At 31.6% G+C, this 26,589-nt stretch carries 26 protein-coding genes and 1 tRNA gene; 12 read left to right on the top strand and 15 right to left on the bottom strand.

Going from position 1 to position 26,589, the window contains the following annotated elements; genetic code table 11:
• Nucleotides 1–5 precede the first annotated feature (5 nt).
• Nucleotides 6–3,110 (bottom strand): DUF2723 domain-containing protein, encoded by a 3,105-nt coding sequence (locus WHD54_RS05705; protein ID WP_088323946.1) that lies wholly within the window; start codon nucleotides 3,108–3,110, stop codon nucleotides 6–8.
• 172 nt (nucleotides 3,111–3,282) lie between these two features.
• On the opposite strand from WHD54_RS05705, the gene WHD54_RS05700 reads away from it, so the two are divergent.
• Nucleotides 3,283–3,354 (top strand) — tRNA-Gln (locus WHD54_RS05700).
• Nucleotides 3,355–3,395: 41 nt separating this feature from the next.
• Here the strand turns inward: WHD54_RS05700 and WHD54_RS05695 are convergent.
• The 5 genes from WHD54_RS05695 to gpmI all read right to left on the bottom strand — a co-directional run bounded on the left by WHD54_RS05695 (nucleotide 3,396) and on the right by gpmI (nucleotide 7,585).
• Nucleotides 3,396–4,163: a class I SAM-dependent methyltransferase gene (locus WHD54_RS05695; RefSeq protein WP_088323947.1), complete on the bottom strand. Its 768-nt coding sequence runs from the start codon at nucleotides 4,161–4,163 to the stop codon at nucleotides 3,396–3,398.
• Nucleotides 4,164–4,172: 9 nt separating this feature from the next.
• Nucleotides 4,173–4,982 (bottom strand): type I methionyl aminopeptidase, encoded by an 810-nt coding sequence (gene map / locus WHD54_RS05690; RefSeq protein WP_088323948.1) that lies wholly within the window; start codon nucleotides 4,980–4,982, stop codon nucleotides 4,173–4,175.
• A gap of 136 nt (nucleotides 4,983–5,118) precedes the next feature.
• Complete coding sequence (locus tag WHD54_RS05685) at nucleotides 5,119–5,517, bottom strand: BT0820 family HAD-type phosphatase (protein WP_088323949.1); 399 nt, start codon at nucleotides 5,515–5,517, stop codon at nucleotides 5,119–5,121.
• Nucleotides 5,518–6,051: a thioredoxin family protein gene (locus WHD54_RS05680; RefSeq protein ID WP_198943154.1), complete on the bottom strand. Its 534-nt coding sequence runs from the start codon at nucleotides 6,049–6,051 to the stop codon at nucleotides 5,518–5,520.
• 16 nt (nucleotides 6,052–6,067) lie between these two features.
• Complete coding sequence (gene gpmI / locus WHD54_RS05675) at nucleotides 6,068–7,585, bottom strand: 2,3-bisphosphoglycerate-independent phosphoglycerate mutase (RefSeq protein ID WP_088323951.1); 1,518 nt, start codon at nucleotides 7,583–7,585, stop codon at nucleotides 6,068–6,070.
• A gap of 189 nt (nucleotides 7,586–7,774) precedes the next feature.
• Between gpmI and WHD54_RS05670 the strand changes: the two genes are divergently transcribed.
• Both WHD54_RS05670 and WHD54_RS05665 read left to right on the top strand, forming a co-directional pair.
• Nucleotides 7,775–9,514, top strand: coding sequence for an aromatic amino acid hydroxylase (locus WHD54_RS05670; RefSeq protein ID WP_088323952.1), 1,740 nt, complete (start codon nucleotides 7,775–7,777; stop codon nucleotides 9,512–9,514).
• Nucleotides 9,515–9,557: 43 nt separating this feature from the next.
• On the top strand, nucleotides 9,558–9,836 hold the full coding sequence (locus WHD54_RS05665) for a rhodanese-like domain-containing protein (RefSeq protein ID WP_088324137.1): 279 nt from the start codon (nucleotides 9,558–9,560) through the stop codon (nucleotides 9,834–9,836).
• Between the two features lie 25 nt (nucleotides 9,837–9,861).
• Here the strand turns inward: WHD54_RS05665 and WHD54_RS05660 are convergent, their stop codons facing one another.
• The 3 genes from WHD54_RS05660 to WHD54_RS05650 form a co-directional block, all read right to left on the bottom strand.
• Entirely contained in the window at nucleotides 9,862–10,809 is a 948-nt protein-coding gene (locus WHD54_RS05660) for a GSCFA domain-containing protein (protein ID WP_088323953.1), read from the bottom strand.
• Between the two features lie 141 nt (nucleotides 10,810–10,950).
• Nucleotides 10,951–12,534, bottom strand: a complete 1,584-nt coding sequence (locus WHD54_RS05655) for a DUF1501 domain-containing protein (RefSeq protein WP_088323954.1) — start codon at nucleotides 12,532–12,534, stop codon at nucleotides 10,951–10,953.
• Nucleotides 12,535–12,536: 2 nt separating this feature from the next.
• On the bottom strand, nucleotides 12,537–14,159 hold the full coding sequence (locus tag WHD54_RS05650) for a DUF1800 domain-containing protein (RefSeq protein ID WP_088323955.1): 1,623 nt from the start codon (nucleotides 14,157–14,159) through the stop codon (nucleotides 12,537–12,539).
• A gap of 260 nt (nucleotides 14,160–14,419) precedes the next feature.
• Between WHD54_RS05650 and WHD54_RS05645 the strand changes: the two genes are divergently transcribed.
• Genes WHD54_RS05645 through arsB form a run of 4 tightly spaced genes read left to right on the top strand, consistent with a single transcriptional unit; the run spans nucleotide 14,420 to nucleotide 16,977 of the window.
• Nucleotides 14,420–14,752 (top strand): ArsR/SmtB family transcription factor, encoded by a 333-nt coding sequence (locus WHD54_RS05645; RefSeq protein WP_088323956.1) that lies wholly within the window; start codon nucleotides 14,420–14,422, stop codon nucleotides 14,750–14,752.
• A 47-nt stretch (nucleotides 14,753–14,799) separates the two neighbouring features.
• Nucleotides 14,800–15,267 carry a DUF6428 family protein gene (locus WHD54_RS05640; RefSeq protein ID WP_088323957.1) on the top strand — a complete coding sequence of 156 codons (468 nt, stop codon included), beginning with the start codon at nucleotides 14,800–14,802 and terminating at the stop codon, nucleotides 15,265–15,267.
• Nucleotides 15,268–15,293: 26 nt separating this feature from the next.
• The gene (locus WHD54_RS05635; RefSeq protein ID WP_088323958.1) at nucleotides 15,294–15,926 is read left to right on the top strand and encodes a low molecular weight phosphatase family protein; all 633 of its coding nucleotides are present in this window, start codon (nucleotides 15,294–15,296) and stop codon (nucleotides 15,924–15,926) included.
• 4 nt (nucleotides 15,927–15,930) lie between these two features.
• On the top strand, nucleotides 15,931–16,977 hold the full coding sequence (gene arsB / locus WHD54_RS05630) for an ACR3 family arsenite efflux transporter (RefSeq protein WP_088323959.1): 1,047 nt from the start codon (nucleotides 15,931–15,933) through the stop codon (nucleotides 16,975–16,977).
• A 95-nt stretch (nucleotides 16,978–17,072) separates the two neighbouring features.
• Here arsB and alaS read toward each other — a convergent pair whose 3' ends face one another.
• The gene (gene alaS, locus WHD54_RS05625; RefSeq protein ID WP_088323960.1) at nucleotides 17,073–19,691 is read right to left on the bottom strand and encodes an alanine--tRNA ligase; all 2,619 of its coding nucleotides are present in this window, start codon (nucleotides 19,689–19,691) and stop codon (nucleotides 17,073–17,075) included.
• 163 nt (nucleotides 19,692–19,854) lie between these two features.
• Here alaS and WHD54_RS05620 point away from each other — a divergent pair, with 163 nt between their 5' ends.
• From WHD54_RS05620 to WHD54_RS05600, 5 genes are all read left to right on the top strand, one after another.
• Complete coding sequence (locus WHD54_RS05620) at nucleotides 19,855–20,823, top strand: M23 family metallopeptidase (protein WP_088323961.1); 969 nt, start codon at nucleotides 19,855–19,857, stop codon at nucleotides 20,821–20,823.
• A gap of 51 nt (nucleotides 20,824–20,874) precedes the next feature.
• A complete protein-coding gene (locus WHD54_RS05615) occupies nucleotides 20,875–21,204 on the top strand; it encodes a MerR family transcriptional regulator (RefSeq protein WP_088323962.1) in 330 nt (109 codons plus the stop codon).
• Nucleotides 21,205–21,281: 77 nt separating this feature from the next.
• Nucleotides 21,282–21,890 carry a LemA family protein gene (locus tag WHD54_RS05610; RefSeq protein WP_088323963.1) on the top strand — a complete coding sequence of 203 codons (609 nt, stop codon included), beginning with the start codon at nucleotides 21,282–21,284 and terminating at the stop codon, nucleotides 21,888–21,890.
• Nucleotides 21,891–22,328 carry a TPM domain-containing protein gene (locus WHD54_RS05605; protein WP_088323964.1) on the top strand — a complete coding sequence of 146 codons (438 nt, stop codon included), beginning with the start codon at nucleotides 21,891–21,893 and terminating at the stop codon, nucleotides 22,326–22,328.
• Nucleotides 22,325–23,071 (top strand): TPM domain-containing protein, encoded by a 747-nt coding sequence (locus WHD54_RS05600; protein ID WP_088323965.1) that lies wholly within the window; start codon nucleotides 22,325–22,327, stop codon nucleotides 23,069–23,071. The genes WHD54_RS05605 and WHD54_RS05600 overlap by 4 nt, the downstream gene beginning before the upstream one ends.
• A 2-nt stretch (nucleotides 23,072–23,073) precedes the next feature.
• Here the strand turns inward: WHD54_RS05600 and WHD54_RS05595 are convergent, their stop codons facing one another.
• From WHD54_RS05595 to WHD54_RS05575, 5 genes are read right to left on the bottom strand one after another with little or no spacing between them, the layout of a single operon-like run.
• Nucleotides 23,074–23,448 (bottom strand): DUF423 domain-containing protein, encoded by a 375-nt coding sequence (locus WHD54_RS05595; protein ID WP_088323966.1) that lies wholly within the window; start codon nucleotides 23,446–23,448, stop codon nucleotides 23,074–23,076.
• A 22-nt stretch (nucleotides 23,449–23,470) separates the two neighbouring features.
• Nucleotides 23,471–24,049, bottom strand: coding sequence for a nucleotidyltransferase family protein (locus WHD54_RS05590; protein WP_088323967.1), 579 nt, complete (start codon nucleotides 24,047–24,049; stop codon nucleotides 23,471–23,473).
• A gap of 10 nt (nucleotides 24,050–24,059) precedes the next feature.
• A complete protein-coding gene (locus tag WHD54_RS05585; protein WP_088323968.1) occupies nucleotides 24,060–25,061 on the bottom strand; it encodes an XdhC family protein in 1,002 nt (333 codons plus the stop codon).
• 20 nt (nucleotides 25,062–25,081) lie between these two features.
• Entirely contained in the window at nucleotides 25,082–25,351 is a 270-nt protein-coding gene (locus WHD54_RS05580) for a hypothetical protein (protein ID WP_088323969.1), read from the bottom strand.
• A gap of 16 nt (nucleotides 25,352–25,367) precedes the next feature.
• Nucleotides 25,368–26,588, bottom strand: coding sequence for a bifunctional alpha/beta hydrolase/OsmC family protein (locus WHD54_RS05575; RefSeq protein ID WP_088323970.1), 1,221 nt, complete (start codon nucleotides 26,586–26,588; stop codon nucleotides 25,368–25,370).
• Between the last annotated feature and the right edge of the window lies 1 nt (nucleotide 26,589).

Genomic DNA, 26,589 nt, shown 5'->3' with positions numbered 1-26,589 from the left:
TCCTTTTATTCTTCCGGAATAAGATGATCAAATAACTTAACGGTATTCATAAAATCGTTCTGTACTTTTGTAATATATTCTTTATTATTACTCCCGTTTTCTATTTGTTCTAATATATTTCTATACATGTATAGTGTATTGTCAATTTCATCAAATATTAATGGCGTATCTTCTGAACTAAAGGTACTTAACCAAACTAATTTTTCTGACATCAAACGAATTAATGTATCTGCAGTTTTACTAGCTTTTTCTAGTTCGTTTAAATTGTAATACATCTCAGGATATCCCAGAGATAAGCTATAATGGTCGAATTTTTCTATTGGTAATTTATTTATAGAAAGATCTAATACTTCTACCGCTTTTATAGTGTCACCTTCTTTTGCAAATGCATCCGAAAGTCTCATTAAGCTATTTCTTAAAGATATAGCATTTCTCTTGGTTTGCTCATCTAAGTAAATTTCGCCACTATTTATATTTTTCCATTCTAGCTTCTGTATGTTAGCATACATCTTTTGGGTATCAATTCTGCCAATATCAAATAAGCTTACTTCTCTTTTTCTACCACTTTCATCAATATATTTTGCAGGTGTTTTTATAGGGACAAGTTTAAATGCTAAGCCATCTAATTGTAGGTAGTCTTTCATCCAAATATACTCTTCATCGGCATTTGCACCACCCGTAAAATAAATAGGTCTTTCCCAGTTATTATTTGCAATAATATCTAACATTAAAATTCTATTTTTGGTAATTCCTCTATCATCAATAGTAATGTCTATATAATCTACAATTTTGTCTGCATCTTTTGCTGCAACAATACCGCTTTTTAGTACATTTTCTTTGTGAACAGGAATTCGAATTCTATTGGTTGGATAAAATTTTTCTTTGATTCCGTTTTCTTCATCGATATAATAGGTAGCATCACTACTAGAAGAAATCCAACGCATAAAATCTTTAATTCCAATAATGGAGTCTTTAAACCTTGGATGCTCTATGTGATAAGCAAGGTCTAAACTACCATATTGGTATTGTTCATGTACCAATTGAGAGGGTATTGGTGGAGCGTTATAGGTAGCTCGTTTCATTTGGTCTATGTACCAATCTGTTGCAAATAAACTGGTGTTTACAAGTTTTAAATCGGTTCTAATTCCTTCTACTTCTTGCATATACCATAGCGGAAAAGTATCGTTGTCTCCGATGGTAAACATAATAGCATTTTGGTCGCAACTTTCTAAGTATGCTTGAGCATTTAACCTGGTAGTATATCTTCCAGATCTGTCATGATCGTCCCAATTTTCTGAAGCCATTAATGTAGGAACTGCTAATAACGAAATTACAGAAACTGTTATGGCAATTACTTTTTTATTGGCATATGTTTTTAAATACTCATAAAGTGCCAATACACCAAAGCCAATCCAAATTGCAAAAATGTAAAAAGAGCCAACTACTGCATAATCTCTCTCTCTAGGTTCAAAAGGTTTTGGGTTTGTGTAAAATATAATTGCAAAACCTGTAAAAGCGAAGAATAAGAATAGCGTATAAAAGTTTTGCTTGTCCCATTTAATTTGAAAAAATAGTCCTATTAACCCTAATATTAATGGTAAGAAATAGTAGGTATTTCTCCCTTTGTTTTCTAAAACCTGACTTGGTAATTTTTGCTGAGAACCCAATCTAGCCTCGTCAATAACGTCTATTCCACTTAGCCAATTTCCATTCAAAATATCTAATCTTCCTTGAATATCATTTTGTCTTCCAACAAAATTCCACATAAAGTATCGTCCGTACATATAGCCAAATTGATAGCTAAACATAAACTTTAAATTTTCTCCAAAAGTGGGTCTTCTTTTACTGTTTTCAGGAATTCCAGCAATTTTTCTGTAATAATCAGCTGCTGCTGGATCTACCATTCTTGGAATAAACCCTTTGTGTTTATCCGAGTAATTAGGAATTACATTTTTATATTTATTAACAATTATGTATTTGCCATTTTTTTTCTCATATTTAGGTTTATCGTCTCTGGTAGGCTTATTTGCATCTTGTTCTCTACTATATGCATTTGAGTAGTAAGTATCATAAAAAACATTGGCATCGCCATATTGTTCTCTTTCATAGTATGCCAACAATTCTCTAGCACTAGAAGGGTTATTCTCGTTTATAGTGGTGTTTGCATTGGCTCTAATAGGTAACATCATCCACGAAGAAAAACCTATCATGATAAACAATACTGATAAAATTAAAGTATTAGCGTGTACTAAGTTTTTTTTACGAGTATATTTTAATCCAAAGAAAAAGCCCAGAATAAGAATAATTGCTGCAATAATACTACCAGAGTTGTATGGTAAACCTATAGTATTGATAAAAAATAATTCAGATGCGCTAAAGAATCTTAGCGTAAATGGAAATAAAAATTTGAATACAAAAGCCAATACCAACACCGCTAAAAAACTTGCAATGGCTGTAGTTTTTAGGTTAATTTTATTGTAAGTCTTAAAGAAGTAAAGCATTACAATTGCTGGTATTACTAATAAAGATAATATATGAACTCCAAAAGATAAACCTACTGTAAAGCATATAATAAGCAACCATTTATTACCTCTTTCTGTGTGTATTTCTTTTTCCCATTTTAATCCTAACCAGAATAATATAGCCATTAAAAAAGAAGACATTGCATACACTTCACCTTCTACAGCACTAAACCAAAAACTATCTGAAAAAGTATATGCTAGTGATCCGACAACACTACTCCCCAAAATTGCAATGTATGAACCTTCGGTAATTTTACCAGTTTTTAAAGCTAGCTTTTCAGCTAAATTGGTAATTGTCCAAAACACAAACAAAATTGTTAATGCACTTACAAAAGCAGACATAAAATTAACCATTTTGGCAATTTCCGATACGTCTGAAGTAAACATAGCAAAAAATGCCCCTAGCATTTGAAATAAAGGAGCACCCGGCGGATGACCAACTTCTAGTTTTACTGCAGTAGCAATATATTCTCCAACATCCCAAGAAGCTACTGTTGGCTCTATAGTTAAGGAGTAGGTTATAAGTGCGATAACAAATGTACCCCACCCTAAAATGAGATTCCATTTTTTAAAATTTTGTGTAGTCATAGAAGCTAATTGTGTTCTTTAGGGCGAATTTAATAATAATTATGAACATATGACTTTTTATAGTTTTTAAAGCAATGATGAAACGTCACAAAAATTTGTTAAAGAAAAATTTTATTTAAAAAAGTTTGTACAATTAAAAGAATACATTAAATTTGCACCCGCAATAAAGCATTGGCCTATGGTGTAATTGGCAACACTCCGGTTTTTGGTACCGTCATTCAAGGTTCGAGTCCTTGTAGGCCAACAAAAAATCCTAACAAATATTTGTTAGGATTTTTTTATGAATTATTTGTAGCAAACAGGTAAGATTTCGCCTTTCATGAGTGCATATTTTTCTATTTGATTTGGAGTCAATTTTTTTGCATAATCTACTTCCTCTACTTTAAACCCAACATTTCTAAGTTTGTTAAAGTAATCTGCGCCATAGATTCTTACATGGTCGTATTGGCCAAAAATCTTTGCACGTTCTTTTTTATCTGTAATGGAGTCGTCTTCGAAAGTTGTTGCTCTATTTAATTCTTGTGGGACCTGAAAAATTCCGAATCCACCAGGTTTTAAAACTCTGTACAATTCTTGCATTGCTTTTGTATCATTTGTAATATGTTCTAGCACATGATTACAAAATACTACATCAAATTCGTTCTCTAAAAAGGGCAAATTACAGATGTCTGCTTTTACATCTGCTATCGGAGATTCTATGTCTGAAGTGATGTAAGTGATATTTTTTTGCTTTTTAAAACGATCTAAAAAGCACTGTTCTGGGGCTATATGAAGAACTTTTAATTTTTCTTTTGAAGAAAAAAAATCTGTTTCATCTTTTAAAAATAACCACATTAAACGATGCCTCTCTAAGGATAGTGTAGAAGGGGAAAGTGCATTTTCTCGTTGATTTTTATAGCCATAGGGTAAAAACCTTCTAAAACTCTTGTTGCTTATCGGGTCTATAAAGTTACTTCCTTTTAAATACCATGCTAATATTGGTCGTACCCAATAGCTAGCTTTTATTAGAAACGGTCTGGGTATAGTATTTAAAATTTTTTTAAAAAATAACATGGCATTATATTACAACGATTGTCTGAATTCATCTTCTTCATTGGTTTCAATTCCTAAGGCTTCATGCACATATTTAAAGGTAGATAAAAGTTCTGGTTTTCCGTTTACAATAGCAACATCGTGCTCAAAATGTGCCGAGGGTTTATTGTCTAAAGTGGTAATTGTCCACCCATCCGAATGTTGTTTTATTTTGTGTGTTCCTAAATTGGTCATTGGTTCTATTGCCACTACCATTCCTTCTACAAATTTTTTACCGCGTCCTCTTTTTCCGTAGTTTGGCATTTCTGGGTCTTCGTGCATTTCTCTACCTAATCCATGACCTACAAGTTCTCTTACTACACCATAGCCATGATCTTCTGTAAACTTTTGAATAGCATAACCCACATCGCCAACCCTATTTCCTACTTTAAACTCTCGAATACCAACATATAAACTTTCTCTTGTTACCTCTAAGAGTTTTTTTGTTTCTGCTGCAATTTCACCAACGGCAAATGTGTAGGCATGATCTCCGTAAAAACCATTTTTTTTAGCGCCACAATCTATAGAAATAATATCTCCTTCTTGTAAAGGTTCTTTATTAGGGATACCGTGAACTACTTGTGTATTCGGACTCATACAAAGTGTATTCGGAAAATCATACAATCCTAAAAATCCAGGAATTGCACCTTCTGCTCTAATAAATTCTTCTGCAAGTTTATCTAAATATAAAGTGCTAACACCAGGTTTTACTTCTTTTGCAAGCATGCCCAATGTTCTGGATACTACCAACGCGCTTTCGCGCATTATTTCTATTTCTTCTTTAGTTTTGATTTTAATCATAGTAAAAAAATTGAGCAACAAAGTTAGTATAAATTCAGTGTTTTGTTAGCATTTAGTTGTTTTTTTAGACGTGTAAACATAAAAAGGTTTCTTACAATTGTAGGAAACCTTTTTATGAACATTAAGAAAGTTACTTTTATTTTAGAAAAGAGAAAAGTCCTTTCTTTTTTTCTGGAGTTGGCGTATGATTAAGAATTTTTTCATGTACAGCTGTCCAACCAATAAAACCGCCAATGTTTCTATCGTCGATAAAAATATCTGCATTAATTTTTCGACTGTATTTTTCTTCAAAAATTTCTTCGGGATAACTTTTATTTACAGCGTAAAACTCAATACCATTTTCTTTGCAAAAAGAAACAGCCTCTTGCAAAGGTTTGCCCGACCTGTAGGTCCAAAGTATAAGTCGATATCCTTCTTCTTGAAGTTTTTTTAGCGTTTGAAATGCAAATAATTTTGGGGCTCCTATTTTCGGATAGGCATCTTCTACAATTGTACCATCAAAATCAACCGCAATAATTAAGTTGTTGGTGTTCATTTATTTGCTATTGTCGTAAGAGTGTTTGTAAGGTTTTCCAGACACAATTTTTAAAATATCTTGCTCTAAACTTTCTCTAGCATATTCAACGTATCTCCCAATTTCTTTTCCTTTTTTGTAGAAGATAAAGGTTGGAACCTTAATAATATTTAGTCCTTCTTGTAAATTATCTGGTGTTCTTTTAGAACGATTAACAGTAACTAAGTCTAGGTTTTTAAAGTTAAAATCTGCCATTTCTAGCACTTTATATAAATGTGGTGTTTCTCTTTTACTATCTCCACACCATGTTCCCATAAAACCTTTAATAGTTACTCCTTTTAATTCTTTTTTTATAGCTGCTGTAGTTGCAGTATTTGGTGAGTAGTTATTGTAGTTTCTTGTAAACCAACTATTGTATGGAGTTTGATTGAAAGAGGCTTTATTGGCATGACCAACTAAATCTCCAGTTTTATTTTTGGTTGCTGTAATTTCTTGCTGAGCACTTGTGCAGTTAATTAATGAGATGGTAATTAATAATAAAAAAAAATGTTTCATGGTGTAAATTTTAAGTTTATAATAAAGAATTTTGAGTCATTTCATCGGGTTTATCTACACCCATAAGTGCTAATATAGTAGGAGCAATATCTCCTAAAATTCCACTTTTTACAGATTTAATTTCTGGGTCTACTAGTATAAAAGGTACCGGATTAGTTGTGTGTGCTGTATGAGGGGAACCATCAGGATTCATCATAGTTTCACAATTTCCGTGATCTGCAATTACAAGAGTTGTATATCCATTTTTTAAACCTTTTTCGATTACTGTTTTTGCACATAAATCTACTGTTTCACAAGCTTTAATAGCGGCTTCCATTACACCTGTATGTCCTACCATATCTCCGTTTGCAAAGTTTAAACATACAAAATCTGCTTCTCCTTTTTCTAAGTCTTCACAAAGTGCATCTGTAAGTTTGTAAGCACTCATTTCTGGTTTTAAATCATAAGTGGCAACTTTCGGAGAATTTCTTAAAATTCTAGACTCTCCTTTAAAAGGCGCTTCTTGTCCGCCAGAGAAGAAAAATGTTACATGCGGATATTTTTCTGTTTCGGCAATTCTTATTTGTTTTTTGCCTGCATTAGAAAGTACTTCTCCAAGTGTGTTTTTAATATTATCGTTGTTATAAATTACATTTATTCCTTTAAAACTATCGTCATAAAGTGTAATAGTTGTAAAATATAAATCTAATTTTTTCATGCCAAATTCTGGAAAATTATTTTGAGAAAGTGCATTCGTTAACTCCCGACCACGGTCTGTTCTATAATTAAAGAAAAGTACAACATCTCCTTCTTTTATTGTGGTTTTTGGGGTTCCATTAGAATTTGTATTAATAATTGCTTTATGAAACTCATCTGTAATACCAGCTTTGTAATTAGCATTCATTTCCGATATAACATCAGTTGTTTTTACACCAATTCCATTTACCAAACCATCATAAGCAAGTTTTATTCGCTCCCATCTATTGTCTCTATCCATTGCATAATACCTTCCTGTAACAGAGGCTAATTCTCCGGTAGTTTGTTTCATATAGTTCTGAATATCCTTCAGAAAAAAAGTACCCGATTTAGGATCACAATCTCTACCATCTGTAAAAGCATGTAGGAAAACATTGTTTACATTGTTTTCATTAGCAACATCTAAAATACCTTTTAAATGATCTATATGAGCGTGTATACCGCCGTTGGAAACTAATCCCAATAAATGAACATCTTTTTTATGTTCTTTGGCGTAGTTAAAAGTATCGAGTAATACTTTTTCTTGACCCAAAGTTTTTTCTTGTACAGCCTTGTTTATTCTTGCTAAATTTTGATACACAATTCTACCGGCTCCTAAGTTCATATGGCCTACTTCTGAGTTGCCCATTTGTCCCTCAGGTAAACCTACATGTAATCCGTCGGTTCTTAATTCGGCATGCGGATATGTATCGTATAAACTATTTATGTAGGGTGTTTTTGCGTTGTAGATTGCAGATACTTTTGGGTCTTGTGTAATTCCCCATCCATCTAAAATCATTAAGATAACTTTCTTGTTCATTTTGTGATATTGAAAAGTAAAATTACAAAAGTTTTTTTTGCTTTTACTCACTATTTTACGAAACCGATGCCGTAACCTTTTTTATGAGATAAAAAGAGGCTTTTGTTGAAAGAATTTTAACGCGTAGATATTATTAAATTAATGATTTAATATGTAATTTTGTAAGAATAATTCAATATTTATATAATTATGCACTTCGAATTAAATGATGTTACAAAAAAGCTTCCAAAACATCTACATAAATTTGTAGTTAAACAACCTTATGAAGAGTATACAGCTCAAAATCAGGCAGTATGGAGATATGTTATGAGAATGAATGTCGATTATTTAAGTGAGGTTGCCCATAATTCATATATAGACGGACTTAAAAAAACGGGTATTTCTGTTGAAAAAATTCCTCATATGGAAGGAATGAACAGAATTTTAAAAGAAATAGGATGGGCGGCTGTTTCTGTAGATGGCTTTATACCACCCAATGCTTTTATGGAATTTCAAGCATACAATGTGTTGGTTATTGCGTCAGATATGAGAACTATTAATCACATAGAGTATACGCCTGCGCCAGATATTATACATGAGGCAGCAGGACATGCGCCAATTATTGCAAATCCTGAATATGCAGAGTATTTAAGACGTTTTGGTGAAATTGGTAGTAAGGCAATTTCTTCTGCGAAAGATTTTGAAATGTACGAAGCAATTCGTCTTTTATCCATCTTAAAAGAAAACCCAAATGCTACTCAAAATGAAATTGAAGAGGCTCAAAAAGAAGTTGAAAGATTACAAGATACTATGGGAGAATTGTCTGAAATGGCAATGATAAGAAATTTACATTGGTGGACTGTAGAGTATGGTTTAATTGGCACTTTACATCAACCAAAAATTTATGGAGCAGGTTTACTTTCTTCTATTGGAGAAAGTGCGTGGTGTATGCAAGAGGAAGTTAAAAAAGTACCATATTCTTTAGATGCAGCAACTGTAAATTTCGATATTACCAAACCACAACCTCAACTATTTGTTACTCCAGACTTTGCTTATTTAAGTTTAGTTTTAGATGAATTTGCCAATACAATGGCCCTTAGAACTGGTGGTTTAAAAGGGGTTCAAAAGTTGATAAATTCCGAAAATCTAGGAACCATAGAACTTTCTACAGGTTTACAAGTATCTGGAATTTTTACCAATGTAATTCAATATAAAAATAATAAGGTAGCTTACTTTCAAACCAACGGTACAACAGCTTTAGCAAATAGAGACAAAGAGTTGATAGGTCATGGAATAGCAACTCATAAAAACGGATTTGGAAGCCCGGTTGGTAAATTAAAAGGGATTAACTTACCAATAGAAGACATGAGTCCAAGAGACTTAAAAGCATACGGAATATACGAAGGGGAGTTTATGACACTAGAATTTGAGAGTGGTGTGGTTGTGAAAGGGAAAGCAATTACTGGTACACGAGATTTGAGGGGAAAAATTTTACTTATTTCTTTCGAAAATTGCACTGTAACATACAAAGACAAAGTACTTTTCGAGCCTAGCTGGGGCATTTACGATATGGCTGTTGGTAAAGACATAGTATCTGCTTATGCTGGTGCAGCAGATGTTTTATCATTTGAGGATTCTTCTGCCATTTCTAAAACAAAAACACATAAAATTACTTATGCAGCTAAGGATTTAGAATTATATAGCTTGTACAAGGAGGTTAGAAAAATGAGAGAAAGTACTTCTTATTCCGAAGCAGATATTTTAACTATTTTTACCATATTAGAAGATAAGTTCCCCTTAGATTGGTTACTTCGATTAGAACTTTATGAATTAGCCTTAAAAGAAAATTATTCTTTACAAACTACTATTTTAGCCTCATTAGAAACATTAAAATGTAACAAAAGCTACACAAAATTAATAGAAAATGGTTTAAATTTGTGTCAACATTAAATATGATAACATGGGATTTTTAGACCTGTTTAAGAAAAAAAATATGAGTGTAGAAATAAAAGAATACTTAGCAAAAGATGCTGTAGTGCTAGATGTAAGAACTTTAGAAGAGTGGAACGAAGGTCATATACCAAATTCTAAACATATAGTTTTAACAGTAATACCTCTAGAAGTTGAAAAAATTAAGTCTTGGAATAAGCCAATAATTGCAGTTTGTAGAAGCGGTGGTAGAAGTGGCCAAGCTGCACAATTTTTACAACAACACGGTGTTGATGTGATCAATGGCGGTCCTTGGCAAAATGTTGCTAAGCACTTAGAATAATGGTTTTCTAAATAGTATAAGTTTTTTAAAAACTAATAAAAGGATGCTTTAATTTTAAAGCATCTTTTTTTTGAGCTATTTTTTTTAAAAATAGTTGATGCTCCTCCGAATCCTCAAAAAACGGTTTGTGAGCCATCGCTTTTTGTACTTTTAAAACTTCATCCATTGTTTTTATTGAGCGCTCGCTAAACCAAGTAGCTATAAATTTTAACCAAATATAATTTATAGCAGTTTCAGAAGGATGAATCATATCTTCATTATAAAATCTATAATCTCTCAATTCATCCATCATAATTTCATAACTAGGAAAGTAAAAACTTTTTTTACTATCTATAATGTAATGAGTGGCACTAATTAAATGTGCTTTGCTTCTTGTGTTTTCTATAAAACCATCTTTTAAATGGCGAACCGGAGAAACAGTAAAAAGTACTTTTACCTTTGAGTTAATTGAACGAATACTATTTAAAATTGCCAATAGACTTTCTGAAATTTCATTTATAGAAAGAAGCTCTTTAGAGAATTTATGTTGAGGTATTTTATGACAATTGGCTACTATTTTATCATTTTCTATATAACGATATACCCATGCTGTTCCTAAAGTAATAATAATATGACTTGCATTTTCAACCTTTAATTTAGTATGTTCTAAAGCGGTATTTAAATTTTTTAGAACTTCTTTTTTGTTGGTGCTGCTAATTGAAGAGTGTGCATCTAAACAATGCCAGCTACCATTACTAAAAACAAGGTCGTTTTCTGTATATTGATTTTTGTTTATTGCTCTATCTAAAAGGTTTTCTATAGCTTTTGGATGAAATAAAATACCAAAAGGATTTTGCGTAACCTGAAATTTGTAGTAGGCTAACTTTGTGCCAATATTGTTTGAAAAGCAAGAACCTAAAAGAATTATTTTAGCATTGTAATCTATTAAATTTTTAGTTTCTTTTTTTAAAGAAATTTTAGTTTGTAGGTTCATGCTTTATTACATATTTACTTGTCATTATTTACCAAAAAAATTACACCTAACCTTTAAGTGTTAATTGTATTTTTAACTTTTAGCCATTTGTTTAATTTCAAACAGTTTATTAGTGTTTTCTAGTTTCTGTTAGATATAAAACTAAAGTTTTACAATTTTTTTGGTTTTAGAAAATCCTTTAGCTTGGCAATGTATAAAATAGTTTCCATTTGGTAAACTTTGTAAATCTACACGAATAATATGTTGTATGGAGCTATATTTTTTATTCGTAATATTTTTTACAACTGCCCCCATAGTGTTGTATAAAGTTATTTTAGTATTCTCGTTATTACCAAAAAATTTTATATTAATAAAATTAACAGTAGGGTTTGGATACACTGCAATATCTAAAGTGTCTGTTAAAATATTAGCTACAGAAAGTGATGCAGAACAATTAGTTTTAAAAAGAGGCAAAGTGTCAAAATCTGAAAAGAGAGCAGCATTTGTATCAGTTTTAGAACCGCCTAACCAATCTGTTAAAATGGTACTGTAAATATTTCTAAAATCGTATTGCATTTGAACACCCTCTTTTTCATCTATTTGCGTGTCAATTTCCGGAGAATCTCCTAAAATTTGGTTTTTAACACACGACCCAAATAAAAATAAAGGTGCAGCTGTGCCATGATCTGTTCCTAAACCACCATTTGATTTAATTCTTCTACCAAACTCAGAATAGGTCATTCCCATCACCTTTTTATCGATTCCTAATAATTTTAAATCGTCTTGAAATGCAGTAATAGCCTCAGACAATTCCTCTAACAAACTAGCATGTCTTCCTGTTTTTTTATCTCCATCAATAATTTGATTATCATGAGTATCAAAGCCACCTAATTGTACAACATATACCTTTGTTTTTAATCCTCCAGAAATTAATTTAGCTACATTTTTTAGCTTACCGGCTAATTTATTATTGTTGTTGGTCGTATATTTTTCTGATAAATTTTTTCCTAATTCAGCTGCTTTTTTTACAACATCGGCATAGGCATTCGTTTGTTTAACGGTGTTGTTTACAAAACTTAAAGCATCTCCATAACAATTATTTGGTATGTTACCTGTATTAGCCGCAAAGGCAGTTCCAGGATTATTTGGATCTGCTATAGCCATAGAAAAATTAGAATTTGGACCTTGGCAAGTTTCAGAAACAATTTTACCTACAGTAATTGCAAAAGGGTCTTTATTTGCTGGATTAGGATAATTTTCTGGAAATTCAGAGTGATTTTGGTTGAAAAAACGTCCTAGCCAACCTGTAGAAACATATTCTTCAGATGATGATGCCGAATTCCAAATATCTGTTGATCTAAAATGACTTCTATTTTGGTTAGGATATCCTACATTTTGGATAATAGCCAAATTTTCTTCTTCATATAAATTTTTTAAACCCAATATCGAAGGATGAAAACAAGTTGCATCATTAACTGAAATTAGCTCGTTTTCTGGTATAATAATATTAGAACGTACGCTGTGTAAATTTCTGTACTGGTTTTTATCAAAAATGGTATTTAAACCGTCATTTCCTCCTTGCAATTGAATTAAAACAAGAATATTTTCGTTATCTTCTATAAAATTATATTCTTTTGGTTTTTCATTAGCAAATAACGAAAAACCATTAAAGCCAATTGGCAAAGAGGCTGCAGCAACACTAGTTAATTTTATAAAATCTCTTCTGTTTAAATTTTTTGCCTTCATTATTACATAATTTGAAATTCAGACATTTGTACCATAGTACCAATTAAATCTCTCAGCTTTTTATCTACAGAGGTTCTTAAAGCAATATTAGTGGGGTCTGCTAGGTAGTTTTTATATTCTACTGTCCATTCAAAATCTGGTAATCCAGGTATTAAAATATCTTTTAAAGCTACTAACTGCTCTTGAGAAATCCTATAATTAAATAACTGACTTGCTAACGTTGTAATAAGAGTGTTTGGGTTTTTTGCACCAGAAATATCTGCTACAATTTGTAAGACAGGCACTAAAGGAGGAATGGTATATCTTTTTTCGTCTATAGTAACTTTTCCACCAGTTACCAAGGTTTTACAGTATTCTAATCGTTTGGGTAATAAATAGCTATTTACCCACGTTTTGTAAAATAAGGGTTCTTGGTAAAAGGCTTTCCAGCCTGCAACATCTGGATGATGAAATATAGATTGTTCTAAATCTGTTGCCATTAAATATAATACATAGGCAAAATCATATTGGTCTTTTACAGACGTTTTTGGAGCTGTTAATAATAAAGATTTTGTTGTAGAAAATATTAAATCAATAGGACTTTTAATCATACAAAAAGTACTCTCAAAAAAATGTTCTGAACTAAATAACACTTTTAAAGCAGGAGTAATTTCGTACTCGTGGTCTCGTATAATTTTTGCCAAAGGAGAAATTATATGTGTTTCTATTTCTGAGGTTATTTCTGCATTTATAAACCATTTGTATAGTTGCCTTGTTATAAACTTAGCACATTCTTCTTGTTTAAAAATTACATCTATTACATCTTTATATTCATTTTCTCCATTTTCAGAGATAACAGCATTGTCAAATCTATGCGATAATATTTTGTCTCCTTTTGTATGCCTGTTATTGGTAAAATAAGCATTTAGTGTATCACTATTTTTAATACCTCTAACTCTCCAACCGGTTAATACTTTGGCTATTTGTACAACATCTTCTTCAGTAAAGTTGGTGTAGTCTCCATTACCAATAGCATCGCCTTTTCCAATGGTAAACAGTTCTAATAGTTCTCTTGCGTAATTTTCGTTTGGAGCCGTATTTGTGTTTTGATTACCACTTAAATAAATTAGCATATTAGGGTTTATAGTAATCTGTTTGGTTATTTCTTTGAAGTTTCCTAGGGCATTTTTACGTAAAATATTGGCATAGTAAAATTCTCTATGAGGATTTGAATTTTCAGTTACAAAATGATTGTGCCAAAAAAGCGTTAACTTTTCTCTTACAGAAAAATTAGAATCTTGAAATTGTAAAAATGACCATGCATACAAAGAACGGTTTCGTGCTCTGAGAACACGATTATTATCTCTAGAATCTTGAAGATTTGGGTGTACTGGTGCTGTAACCCAAGTTTCGCCTTGTTTTACATGTGGGTCATTTATTTCTCCATTAGCAGTTCCGTCTGGTTCATATTTTAATGGAGGTTCAGGTAAAGGTATGTTTTCAAAAAGTTTATTAATAGTAGCATTTAGACCTAATGAAACTGCATTTTTAACCAAATTTTGTGAAGCTCCATAAGAAGTTCTGTTTAATAAATGTCTTGCTTCTTTTTCTGAAAAAAAGCCATTAAATTTATCTAAATATGCCATAAAGTGTTAGCTTTTTAATTGATAAAAACTAATTGGTAAATTCAAATTTAACATAATTAATCCATTTATCAAACTTTTTATTATACGGTTATTAGACTACCTGTAATTGTTGATTTTATTTAATGATGTGTTACCCAAAAGCAAAATCAACCACAAAGTCAATCATTTTTTCTATTACATGTTTTGAAAAATTTTTTTATAGGTATTTTGATTAATAATAAATTAATTGTAATATTGCAATAAAACGATAAATTATAGCCATGGGAACAACAAAAACCGAAATTTTTACCGACCACCAAAACGAAATTTCTCTTTTTGCAAAAGCATTCGGACATCCTGCAAGAGTAGCTATTTTACAATATTTGTTTAAACTTAATTCTTGTGTTTGCGGAGAGCTAGTAAATGAAATTGGACTAGCACAGCCCACTATATCACAACATTTAAAAGAACTAAAACAATTAGGTTTAATCAAAGGAACTGTAGAAGGAACCAGTGTTTGTTACTGTATTCATACAGAAAATTGGAAAGCAATGAAAACTGTAATGACTGAATTTTTAAATCAAGACTTAACCGAACAACAAGATTGCTGCTAAAAAATTTGAATCATTTTATCGTAAAATCGCAATAAATCAATATAGTTATGAAGTTATCAGAAGTAAAATCAGTGTTAAAAGAATTAGAAACGATAGGTTTTCAATTGCCCAATGGACAATTAGTTCCAAGCCACTTTCACGTAACAGAAGTGGGTAAAATCACCAAAAATTTTATCGATTGTGGTGGAACTATAAGAAACGAAGAAGTGGTAAACTTTCAACTTTGGAATGCCAACGACTACGACCATAGATTGCATCCTGAAAAACTTTTGAATATCATTGAACTTTCGGAAAAGGTTTTAAATATAAAAGATGTAGAAATTGAAGTAGAATATCAAGCAGATACCATTGGAAAATATGGGCTAGGGTTTGACGGACATAATTTCTTGTTAACCAACAAACAAACCGACTGTTTGGCAAAAGACAATTGCGGTATTCCTACTGAAAAAACTAAAGTGCAATTATCAACACTAAATGATGAGCCTTGTTGTTCACCAGATGGAAACTGTTGCTAAATAACAATTCAAAAATTTAAAAACAAATGACAACAATTCAATCAACTTTATTTCCACAAATAGTCAATATTATCAAAGAATTAAACCCTAAAACTATTACAGACGATCGTACAAAAGTTTTACAACCGCTAGTAGATTTTATTCAGTCTAAAGTTTCTGAAAACAAAGAAATTCGTATCAATTTCATTTGCACGCACAATTCGAGAAGAAGTCATTTATCGCAAGTTTGGGCTCAAACAATGGCAAACTATTTTAATATTAAAAACGTGTTTTGTTATTCAGGAGGAACAGAGGCAACAGCACTTTTTCCTGTGGTTGCAGAAACATTGCAAAATTCGGGTTTTCAAATAAGCACCATTTCAAAAAACGAAAACCCAATTTACAGCATTAAATATACTCAGAACGAGCATCCAATTATTGGATTTTCTAAAAAGTTGGATGATGAGTTCAACCCAAAATCGGAATTTGCAGCAATTATGACTTGCACACAGGCTGATGGTGGTTGTCCTATCATTGCAGGTGCAGAAAAACGTATTCCAATAACCTTTGAAGACCCAAAAGCATTTGATAATACACCACAACAAGCAGAAAAATACAAGGAAAGAAGTCTACAAATTGCTACTGAACTGTTTTACGTTTTTTCTCAAATAAATTCTTAAAAAAATGGCTTCAAAAAAATTAAGTTTTCTTGACAGAAACCTAACACTTTGGATATTTGTTGCAATGGTTACTGGTGTTGGAATTGGATATTTTATTCCAACTTTTCCAAACATTATAAATTCATTTAGTAGTGGAACAACCAATATTCCGATTGCAATCGGTTTGATTTTGATGATGTATCCACCTTTAGCAAAAGTTAATTATGCACTATTACCAAAAGTATTTAGAAATACAAAAATCCTTTCTATTTCACTTCTTCTCAATTGGATAATTGGCCCAGTTTTAATGTTTGTTTTGGCGATTACATTTTTACGAGATTACCCAGAATACATGGTTGGGCTCATTCTTATAGGTTTGGCTCGTTGTATTGCAATGGTGTTGGTCTGGAATGATCTAGCAGAGGGAAGTGCCGAATATGGTGCAGGTTTAGTGGCATTAAATAGTATTTTTCAAGTGTTTGCCTACAGTTTTTATGCATGGATTTTTATCACTATTCTTCCACCATATTTTGGGTTTGAAGGAGCAATTGTAGATATTTCAATTTCTACCATTGCAGAAAGTGTAGCCATCTATTTAGGGATTCCGTTTGTAATGGGAATTTTGAGCAGATGGATATTCGTAAAAATAAAAGGCGAGGAGTGGTACACAAAAAAGTTCATTCCAGCCATTTCACCAATGACCTTAATTGCATTGTTATTTACAATTGTAGTAATGTTCTCACTGAAAGGAGAATTGATTGTTGAAATTCCAATGGACGTTATAATTATTGCAATTCCATTACTTATTTATTTTACACTCATGTTTATCATTGGATTTTTCTTTACCAAAGCAACAGGAGCAGAATATGACAAAACAACTTCAGTAGCATTTACAGCAGCAGGAAATAATTTTGAATTAGCGATTGCTGTTGCTATTGCTGTTTTCGGATTGAATTCAGGTCAAGCATTTGCAGGAGTTATTGGTCCGTTGGTAGAAGTTCCTGCACTGATTCTTCTTGTTCGCGTATCTTTTTGGTTGCGGAAAAAGTATTTCGGAAAAGCTAATGCCTAAAATCAAACTTCAAAAGAAAAAAATAGTTGGGTAACAGCATTAATAAAAGTAGCAGTTTAGATATAAGCCTGCTACTTTTTTATGTTTAAAGCTAATTACATTAAATAGTCTTTTGCTTTTTCTAAAACTTTGGCAATGCCATCTGGATTTTTACCACCTGCTGTTGCAAAAAAGTTTTGTCCACCGCCACCACCATGTATAAATTTACCCAATTCTCTAACAACTTTACCTGCATCATAGCCACGGTTATTGGCCAACTCTTTAGAAATGTAACAGGTAAGTATTGCTTTGTCTTTTGCAGGTGAGGAAGCAAATAAAAGAAATGCATTATTATGTTCTTTTCCAATTTCAAAAGCTAGATTTTTTATTCCGTTAGCATCTAAATCTACTTTTTTAGCTATGAATTTAACACCATTAATTTCTTGAAGTTGTTTGTTAATTTCACCAGAAAGGTTTTGGGCTTTTTCTTTTAACAAAATAGTAATTTGATTCTGCAGATTAGCATTTTCTTCTTGCAATTTAAGTACTGCTTTTAAAGGCTCTTTAGAGTTGTTTAAAAGGTTTTTTATAGCAACTAATGTGTGTTCGTTTTTTGTAAAAACTTCTTTAACAGCGTTGTTTGTAATTGCTTCAATTCTTCTAATTCCGGCAGCAACTGCACTTTCAGAATTTATTTTAAACTGCCAAATGTTACCCGTGTTTTGTACGTGTGTACCACCGCATAATTCAATAGATTTGCCGAATTTTATGGTTCTAACAGTATCTCCATACTTTTCTCCAAACAAAGCCATAGCGCCATTTTCAATAGCTTTTTCCATAGGTATATTTCTGTTTTCTTCTAGCGGAATTTGAGCTTCGATACGTTTGTTTACAAAATCTTCAACTGCTACAATCTCTTCTGTTGTTAATTTTGAAAAATGTGAAAAGTCAAAACGTAAACTTTTAGCAGAAACAGCAGAACCTTTTTGTGTAACATGAGTTCCTAAAACACTTCTTAGTGCCTCATGTAAAAGGTGTGTTGCAGTATGGTTGCATGTAACTTTTTGACGGTGTTTTTTGTTTACAATAGCTTTAAATGAGTTGTTTAAATGAGTTGGAAGTTCTTTAGAAAAATGAATTATAACATTATTTTCTTTCTTGGTATCTAAAATTTGTACTATTTCTCCTTGACTATTTTCCAATATACCTTTGTCTCCTACTTGACCGCCACCTTCTGCATAAAAAGGAGTTAAGTTAAAGACTAGTTGATACATTTCGCCTTCTTTTTTAGAAGTTACTTTTCTGTACCTTGTGATTTTTACAGTTGCTTCTAGTTCATCGTATCCTACAAATTCCTCTAAAGAATCATCCAATAAAACAGTCCAATCTTCTGTAGAAGTTTCACTGGCTGCTCGCGATCTATTTTTTTGCTTTTGTAGTTCTTCATTAAATCCTTTTTCATCTAGGGTAAATCCTTTTTCAGATAAAATTAATGCGGTTAAGTCTACCGGAAATCCGAAAGTATCATATAACTCAAAAGCGCTATTTCCAGAAATTTCTTTGGTGGCACTTTCCTCAATTATTTTATCTAATAAAAGCAACCCTTTATCTAGTGTTCTTAAAAACGAATTTTCTTCTTCTCGAATTACATTTTCTATAAATGATTGTTGTGCTTTCAATTCTGGAAAAGCACTTCCCATTTGTTCACTTAATGTACTTACCAGTTTGTAAATAAAAGCTTCTTTGGTATTTAAAAAGGTAAAACCGTAACGAATTGCTCGTCGTAAAATTCTTCTAATTACGTAGCCTGCACCATTATTGCTTGGTAATTGCCCATCGGCAATAGAAAAGGCAACAGCTCTTACGTGGTCTGATATTACACGGATGGCAATATCTTGTTGTTTATCTAATCCGTATTTTACATTAGTTATTTTAGATATTTTTTCAATCATAGGTATAAAAACGTCGGTATCATAATTAGATTGTACATTTTGTAAAACCATACACAAACGTTCAAAACCCATTCCGGTATCTATATGTTTGTTGGGTAAATCTTCTAGTTTTCCATTTGCTTTTCTGTTGAATTGCATAAAAACTAAGTTCCAAATTTCTACCACTTGTGGGTGGTCTTTATTTATTAGAGTTTTACCATCTATTTTTGCTTTTTCTTCTGCAGAACGAATATCAACATGAATTTCTGAGCAAGGCCCGCACGGTCCTTGTTCTCCCATTTCCCAAAAGTTATCTTTTTTATTTCCTGTTAAAATTCTGTCTTCATCTATATACTGTTTCCAAATATCAAAGGCTTCAGTATCCATTTTTAGGTTGTCATCATCAGTAGAGCCTTCAAAAACAGTTACATATAAAATATCTTTATCAATTTTATACACTTCTGTTAAAAGCTCCCAAGCCCAAGCAATTGCTTCTTTTTTAAAATAATCTCCAAAAGACCAGTTGCCTAACATTTCAAATAAAGTGTGGTGGTAGGTATCGTAACCAACTTCCTCTAAGTCGTTATGCTTGCCAGAAACGCGCAAACATTTTTGTGAATCTGTAATTCTATTTTTTTTCGGATTTGCATTCCCTAAAAAATACTCTTTAAAAGGTGCCATTCCAGAATTTACAAACATTAAAGTAGGGTCGTCTTTAGTAACCATTGGTGCTGAAGGCACTACTAAATGAGCTTTTTCTTTAAAAAAATTTAAAAAGGTGGCACGGATATCTTGAGATTTCATAGAAGAATTTTGTCTCGAATAGAGAGGCTATTTTGTTAATATATTTTTAAAATAAACTGCATAAAATAGCAGTTGTAAAACATTTTGTAAATTTGTGAGTTATTAAAAACGAGAATTGATAAAAAATCGATTTTAAAAAAACAAAAATAGTACATTTACCATTATGGCAAAAGTAAAATATTATTACGATGCAGATACGCTTTCTTATCGAAAAATTAAGACTAAGAAAAGCGATTACTACAAAAGAACTCTTTTTGTTATAACCGCAGTTTTATTAGTTGCTTTTATTGGTTTTATAGCTTTTAGCCAAATTATTATGTCGCCCAATGAGAGGGCTTTAAACAGAGAGAATGAAAATTTAAAGTTAAACTATGAGCTTTTAGCAAAGAGAATGCAAGAAAGTTCAGAAATTTTAGCACAATTACAAGAAAGAGATAACAACATCTATAGAATGTATTTTGAAGCAAACCCAATACCAGATGAGCAAAGAAAAGCCGGTTTTGGTGGAGTTAATAGATACAAAAGTTTAGAAGGCTACGATAATTCTAAGATGATTAAAAACCTAACAAAACAAGTAGATATTTTATCAAAACAATTGGTTGTTCAATCTAAATCTTTAGATGAAATAGTAAGTTTAGCTAAAGAAAAAGAAAAAATGTTAGCGGCTATTCCTGCTATTCAGCCTGTAAAAAACGAAGATTTAAAGAGAATGGCTTCGGGTTATGGTATGAGAATGCATCCAATTTTAAAATATCGAAAGTTTCATAAAGGAATGGATTTTACAGCTCCCACAGGAACACCAATTTATGCAACCGGAAACGGAACTGTAATTAGAGCTCAACGAAGTGCCACCTTTGGAAACGTAATTTACATAGACCATGGTTATGGCTATAAAACCATTTATGCACACATGAGTAAAATGGTAAAAAGAAGGAGAGATAAAGTTAAGCGTGGCGATTTAATTGGTTATGTCGGAAATACTGGTTTGTCTGCAGCTCCGCATTTACACTACGAAATTCATAAGAACGATAGAGCTTTAAATCCTATCAATTTTTATTATGGTGATTTAACTCCTGAAGAATTTATTGCCATGCAAAAATCTGCGGAAGAAGAAGGACAGTCATACGATTAAACTGTTTTTAAGCAAAAATAAAACCCTAAATTGTATTATTTAACTAATAGTATGCATGTAGATTTACCAGAAAAGCGATATTATAAAATTGGCGAGGTAGCCAAAGCTTTTCATGTAAACACTTCTTTAATTCGTTTTTGGGAAAAAGAATTTGATATTATAAAACCAAAAAAAAATGCGAAGGGAAATCGTCTTTTTACTCCCGACGATATTACTAATTTTAAATTAATATATAGCCTTGTTAAAGAACGAGGATTTACGTTAGAAGGCGCTAAGCAGAAGCTAAAAAAGAATCCACAAAAAACAGTAGAGCATCAAGAAATTATTAATAGATTAGAAACAGTGAAAGCAGCTTTGGTGGCTATTAAAAATCAATTGTAACAAATGTTGTTTTTTTGTGTCTAATCAAATTAGAAACATAAAATTTTTAAAATCAACTAAACTTAAAATAGATAATTATGAAAAAATGGTTTATTCCTTTAATAGTAGTTTTGGTAATTGTATTTGGCCTATATAATTGGGTAAAAGGCTTTAATAACCAAGCTGTAGTGCTACAAGAAGATGCAAAAACAACTTGGTCTAATGTAGAAAGTGCTTACCAAAGAAGAAACGATTTAATAGGAAACTTGGTAAAAACGGTACAAGGAGCTGCAGATTTCGAGAAAGAAACCTTAACTCAAGTAATAGAGGCGCGAGCAAAAGCAACTTCTACAACAATAAATGCAGGAGATTTATCTCCAGAAAAAATGGCTCAATTTCAACAAGCACAGTCTGGTTTAAGCGGAGCATTGTCTAAGTTATTACTAGTTGTAGAGAGATATCCTGACTTAAAAGCAAATCAGAATTTTCTTGAGTTACAAAGTCAATTAGAAGGTACAGAAAATAGAATTAATGTTGCAAGAGATCGTTTTAATGCAGGTGTTAATACTTATAACAAACACATTAAGGTGTTTCCGGGTTCTTTATTGGCGGGAATTTTAAATTTTGATGAGATGAATCGCTATAAGGCAGATGCTGGTTCAGAGAATGCACCTGATGTAAATTTTAACTTTAATAAAAAGCAATAAATGTCTAAAGTAGAAGAATTTCTAACTCACGAAGAAGAACAAGAAATTATTTCTGCTATCAGAATTGCAGAGAAAAATACTTCTGGTGAAATTCGAGTTCATCTAGAGGATTCTTCTGAAAAGGATCACTATGAACGTGCGCTAGAAGTATTTTATCTCTTACAAATGCATAAAACAGCACAAGCTAACGGAGTGCTAATTTATGTAGCTGTAAAAGACCATAAGTTTGTTATTTGTGGCGATAAAGGAATAAACGACCTAGTGGCAAAAGATTTTTGGAATACCACAAAAAATGTCATACAAAACCATTTTAAAAAAGGGCAATTTAAACAAGGATTAGTTGAAGGCATTTTAAAAGCAGGTAGTGAATTAAAAGCTCATTTTCCTTGGCAAGTAGATGATAAAGATGAACTTTCAAATGAGATATCTAAAGGATGATTAAAGTATTAAATAGCTTTTTTGTAAGAAAAATCTTACTTTCTATATGCTTCTTTTTATTCGGGTTTTCGATTTTTTCTCAGGGATTTATAATACCCGAAACTCCAAAAATTCAAACAAGCGTCTACGACTACGAAAACTTACTCTCCTCTAGTCAAAAGAGTACATTAGAACAAAATTTAATTCGTTATTCAGACTCTACTTCTACTCAAATTGTAGTGGCCATTATTGCATCTACAGAAGGAGAAGAAATAAAATATTTGGCTGCGCAATGGGGAGAAAAATGGCAAATTGGCCAAAAAGGTAAAGACAACGGAGTTTTTATATTATTAGCTAAGAACGACAAAAAGATTACCATACAGGTTGGTAGAGGAGCAGAACCATTTTTGACTGATTTTATGTCGAAAAGAATTATTGAAAGAATTATAATTCCGGAGTTTAAAAAAGGTGATTTTTATGTCGGTTTAGAAAAAGGTGTTCATGCGATTTTTAGAACATTAAAAGGAGAATTTAAAGAAACACGTTCATTTAAAAGCAACAACAGTACAGACCCGGGTTTTGTGTTTTTTATGATTATAATTATTATATTATTTATTATAATTTTTAGAGGAAATAAAAACAATAGAGGTGGTGGTAGACGAACTGGTTCTTTGGCAGATACTATATTTACTAGTATTATTTTAAGTAATTCTGGTAGAGGAAGTGGTAGTTTTGGTGGTGGTGGTGCCTCTGGAGGATGGTAGTGTTAATTAAATATAAATTTGTACAGTAATAAAGTCCAACCAATAGCTAAAAATAAACCTCCTAAAGGAGTAATAGGTCCTAAAAATTTTCGATACTTGTGTTTTGGAGCTATTAAAACCAATGCGTAAATTGAAAAAGAAAATAATAATACACCAACTATAAAACTATATGTTATAAGCGTTTGTATAATTGTATTATTAAATTGAATATGATAGCCAATTATTAACAAAACGATAGCATGAAACATTTGATATCTTACTCCAGTTTCGAAACTTTGTAAAAGTTCATTTGTTCTTTTATTTTTTAGTAAGTGAGCTCCGAAAGCTCCGAAAATAATGGATAATAATCCAAATAACGCTCCAAAAATTAATGCCATAATAGTATTTAATGTATCAATATTAATTTATTTTTTTTAAATCTTCAGGGGTATCAATATCTAACAAGTTAACAGTTTCTTTTGGGAGTAGTATGTTCGTTAAATTTTGTAGTATTTTCCCGGCACCTTCATCTCCTTTAATTTCTTTAAGTAATTTAAAACAAGCTACTGGAAAAATTGCAGGAACACCAATTTTATTTCCATAATTAGAGCCAATTATTTTAGATGAATTTTCAGAAAAAATTTTAATCATATGTAGCATATACTTTTCAGAAATTAACGGTTGATCTCCCAAAACAATCAGAATACCATTGTAAGATTTATGTTGATTTTCTATATATTCAATACCTTTTTTAATACTACTACTTAAACCTATTTTGTAATTTTCATTGTAAATTAAAGTTACTGCTGATGTTACAATTTTACTTTTAATTAACGAGGCATTTGCTCCCAAAACACAATAAACATCATTTTCTTGTATTTTTTTTGTTTTTTCTAAAACGATATCTAAAAGGTATCTATTATTAATTTTTACCAACTGTTTTGGGGTTTTCATTCTAGAAGAACTACCTGCAGCTAAAATTAAAATTGCTATTTTCATTTTTAAACTTTTAAGAATGTTCTCTTAGCGAGCGGACTTCTTTTTTCCTAGTAACTGCCAAAATTTCTGAGATAATAGAAAAGGCAATTTCTTCTGGAGTTTCTGCACCAATGTTTAATCCTGCGGGTGTAAAAATTGCTTCAAGAAACGTATCATCTATATCGGTATTGTATTCTAATAGTGCGTTAAACAGTTTTTCTCTTCTCTTCGGAGCACCCAAAACACCAATGTAGGCTGGTTTATGTTTAGAGAGTTTTAAAAGATATTGTAAATCTTTTACAAAGCTATGGTTCATAACTACAATAGCTGTATTGTGGTGAATGTTGTTAAAAGTTACAGTTTCGGGAGTGCTTCCAATAACTGATTTAGCACCAGGAAAATCACTACTATTTTTACTGTCTTTTACATTGGTTAGTACTGTTACTTCCCAACCCAATGTAGCAGCAACTTTGCATAGTTTTACAGCATCGTGTTCGCCGCCAATTATTATAAGTCTAAAAATAGGTTTTAGTACTTGAGAAAATATTGCTAAATCATCTGAAGTAGTATTAGAAAAAGTGTCAGAAAAATTGAAGTATCTATCATTACAATTAATAATGCTTCCAAAATTACCATAAATTTCATCTTCCTTTTTATAATAGCTAGTTATTTTTAAAGAAGTTCTTTCCTGAATGGCTTTAGAGAATTCGGTTAAAAATTCATCAGAAATAAAAAAAGGTTCTATAAGAATGTATAAAATTCCTTCGCAGCCAATTCGGTATTTACCATTATAGGTAATAACTTTGGCAATATTATTTTTAAAAACAGACTGACTTCTTCGGGCAATTTCTTTTTCTACACAACCACCACTTACAGCACCAATCATAGAGTTGTTTTCTGAAATAAGCATTCTAACTCCGGGTTTTCTGTAAGACGAACCTTCTAAATCTACAACGGTAACCAACACATTTTTAATGTTTTTGTGTTGGTTAACAATTGCATGATTTACTATTTCTTTCAGTTCGTGTAGCATCTATTTTATGGGGTTCTGTGTTATTTGTAGCTCATATTACAAGTTTCACATTCATAGGTATCTTCTTTTACCTGAATACCAACCACATTACTTTCTACAACTTTTTTAATAAATGTACTATACGTTTGGTCGTTACCTACTAGTTTATTTCCTTTATTAAGTTTGTAAAACTCACCATCCCATTCTTGTTTTCCCCAACAGTTAGGGCATATTCCTTCAGGAGCTTTCTGGTTTTTTTCGCCATTAGCTTTTGCGTTAAAATAATTTTTAATGTTTTTAATAAGACTCATGTTAGTTAATTTTTAGTTATTTAATAATTGCTGTTTCTATAATTACATCATTTTGCAGTGTTCTGTGAACTGGGCATCGAGAGGCAATTTCTTTTAATCGTTGTTTTTGTTTGGCGTCTAAATTACCAATAAATGATAATTTTTTATCAATTAAATCTAAATATTTTGGCGATTCTACTTCAATATTTAAATCATCACTATGTTTTTTTGAATGACTAATGTATACAAAAACTTCTTGCAAGTCCCATTTTTTTCTTTGGGCATAGAGTTTTAAGGTCATTGCAGTACAGGCTGCTAAACCAGCATTTAAGTATTCGTATGGTGAGGGGCCAAAATCATCTCCACCAACAGAGCCAGGTTCATCTGCAATGAATGAGTGTTTTTTGGTTTGTATAGAAGTTGTAAAATTGTCTTCGAGTATATTTAAATGTGCTACTAATTGTTCTCCTTCTGTTTGCAACATTTTATTTTCTTGTTTATCGAAGTATTTTTCTACCCATGCACCAATCATATTTCCAACGTATAAGCTATCTGACGAACTAGAAAGTAAATGGTCTGCATCGTCTAAACTAATAAAACTTTTTGGGTGTATGGCGTTATGGTAAATTTCATGAGCGTTTTCTATACCTACAATTTTATCAAAAGGAGCGTGCATAACTAGCAGAGGTTTTCTTAATTTTTTGGTAATGCTAGGTAAATCTGTTTTACTAAAATCTGCCACAAAATCATTATTAATTTTAAAAGGTCTTCCACCAATTCGAACTTCAACCTCTCCTTTTTCTGCAACTTCCTCTATGGCATGAGAAAATAAATGTGTAACATGGTTTACGGTTGCTGGAGCACCAATAGTGGCCACAGCTTTTATATTTTTTAATTTTGAGGCAGCTACAATTACAGCAGCACCACCAAGTGAATGACCAATAAGTAATGTTGGTGCTTGGTATTGTTTTGTTAGGTATTCGTTTACTGCTAGTAAATCTTCTACATTTGCCGAAAAATGACTTTCTGCAAATTCACCTTCACTTTTTCCAAGACCAGTAAAGTCGAATCGTAAAACACCAAAACCGTGTTTGGCTAATGACCGAGTAATATTTTTTACTGCAGTAAAATTGCTATTACACGAAAAGCAATGTGCAAAAATTGCAAAGTTATTGGGTTTTCGATTTGCTGGTAATTCTAAATATGCTTGAAGCTTTAATCCTTTTTTATTTTTTATTTCTAGTTTTAGGGTATTCATA

The organism is Polaribacter tangerinus (genome assembly GCF_038024095.1).
GTDB lineage: Bacteria > Bacteroidota > Bacteroidia > Flavobacteriales > Flavobacteriaceae > Polaribacter > Polaribacter tangerinus.
Note: the sequence above shows the minus strand (reverse complement) of the source record. Positions and strands in the feature narration are given on the sequence as shown.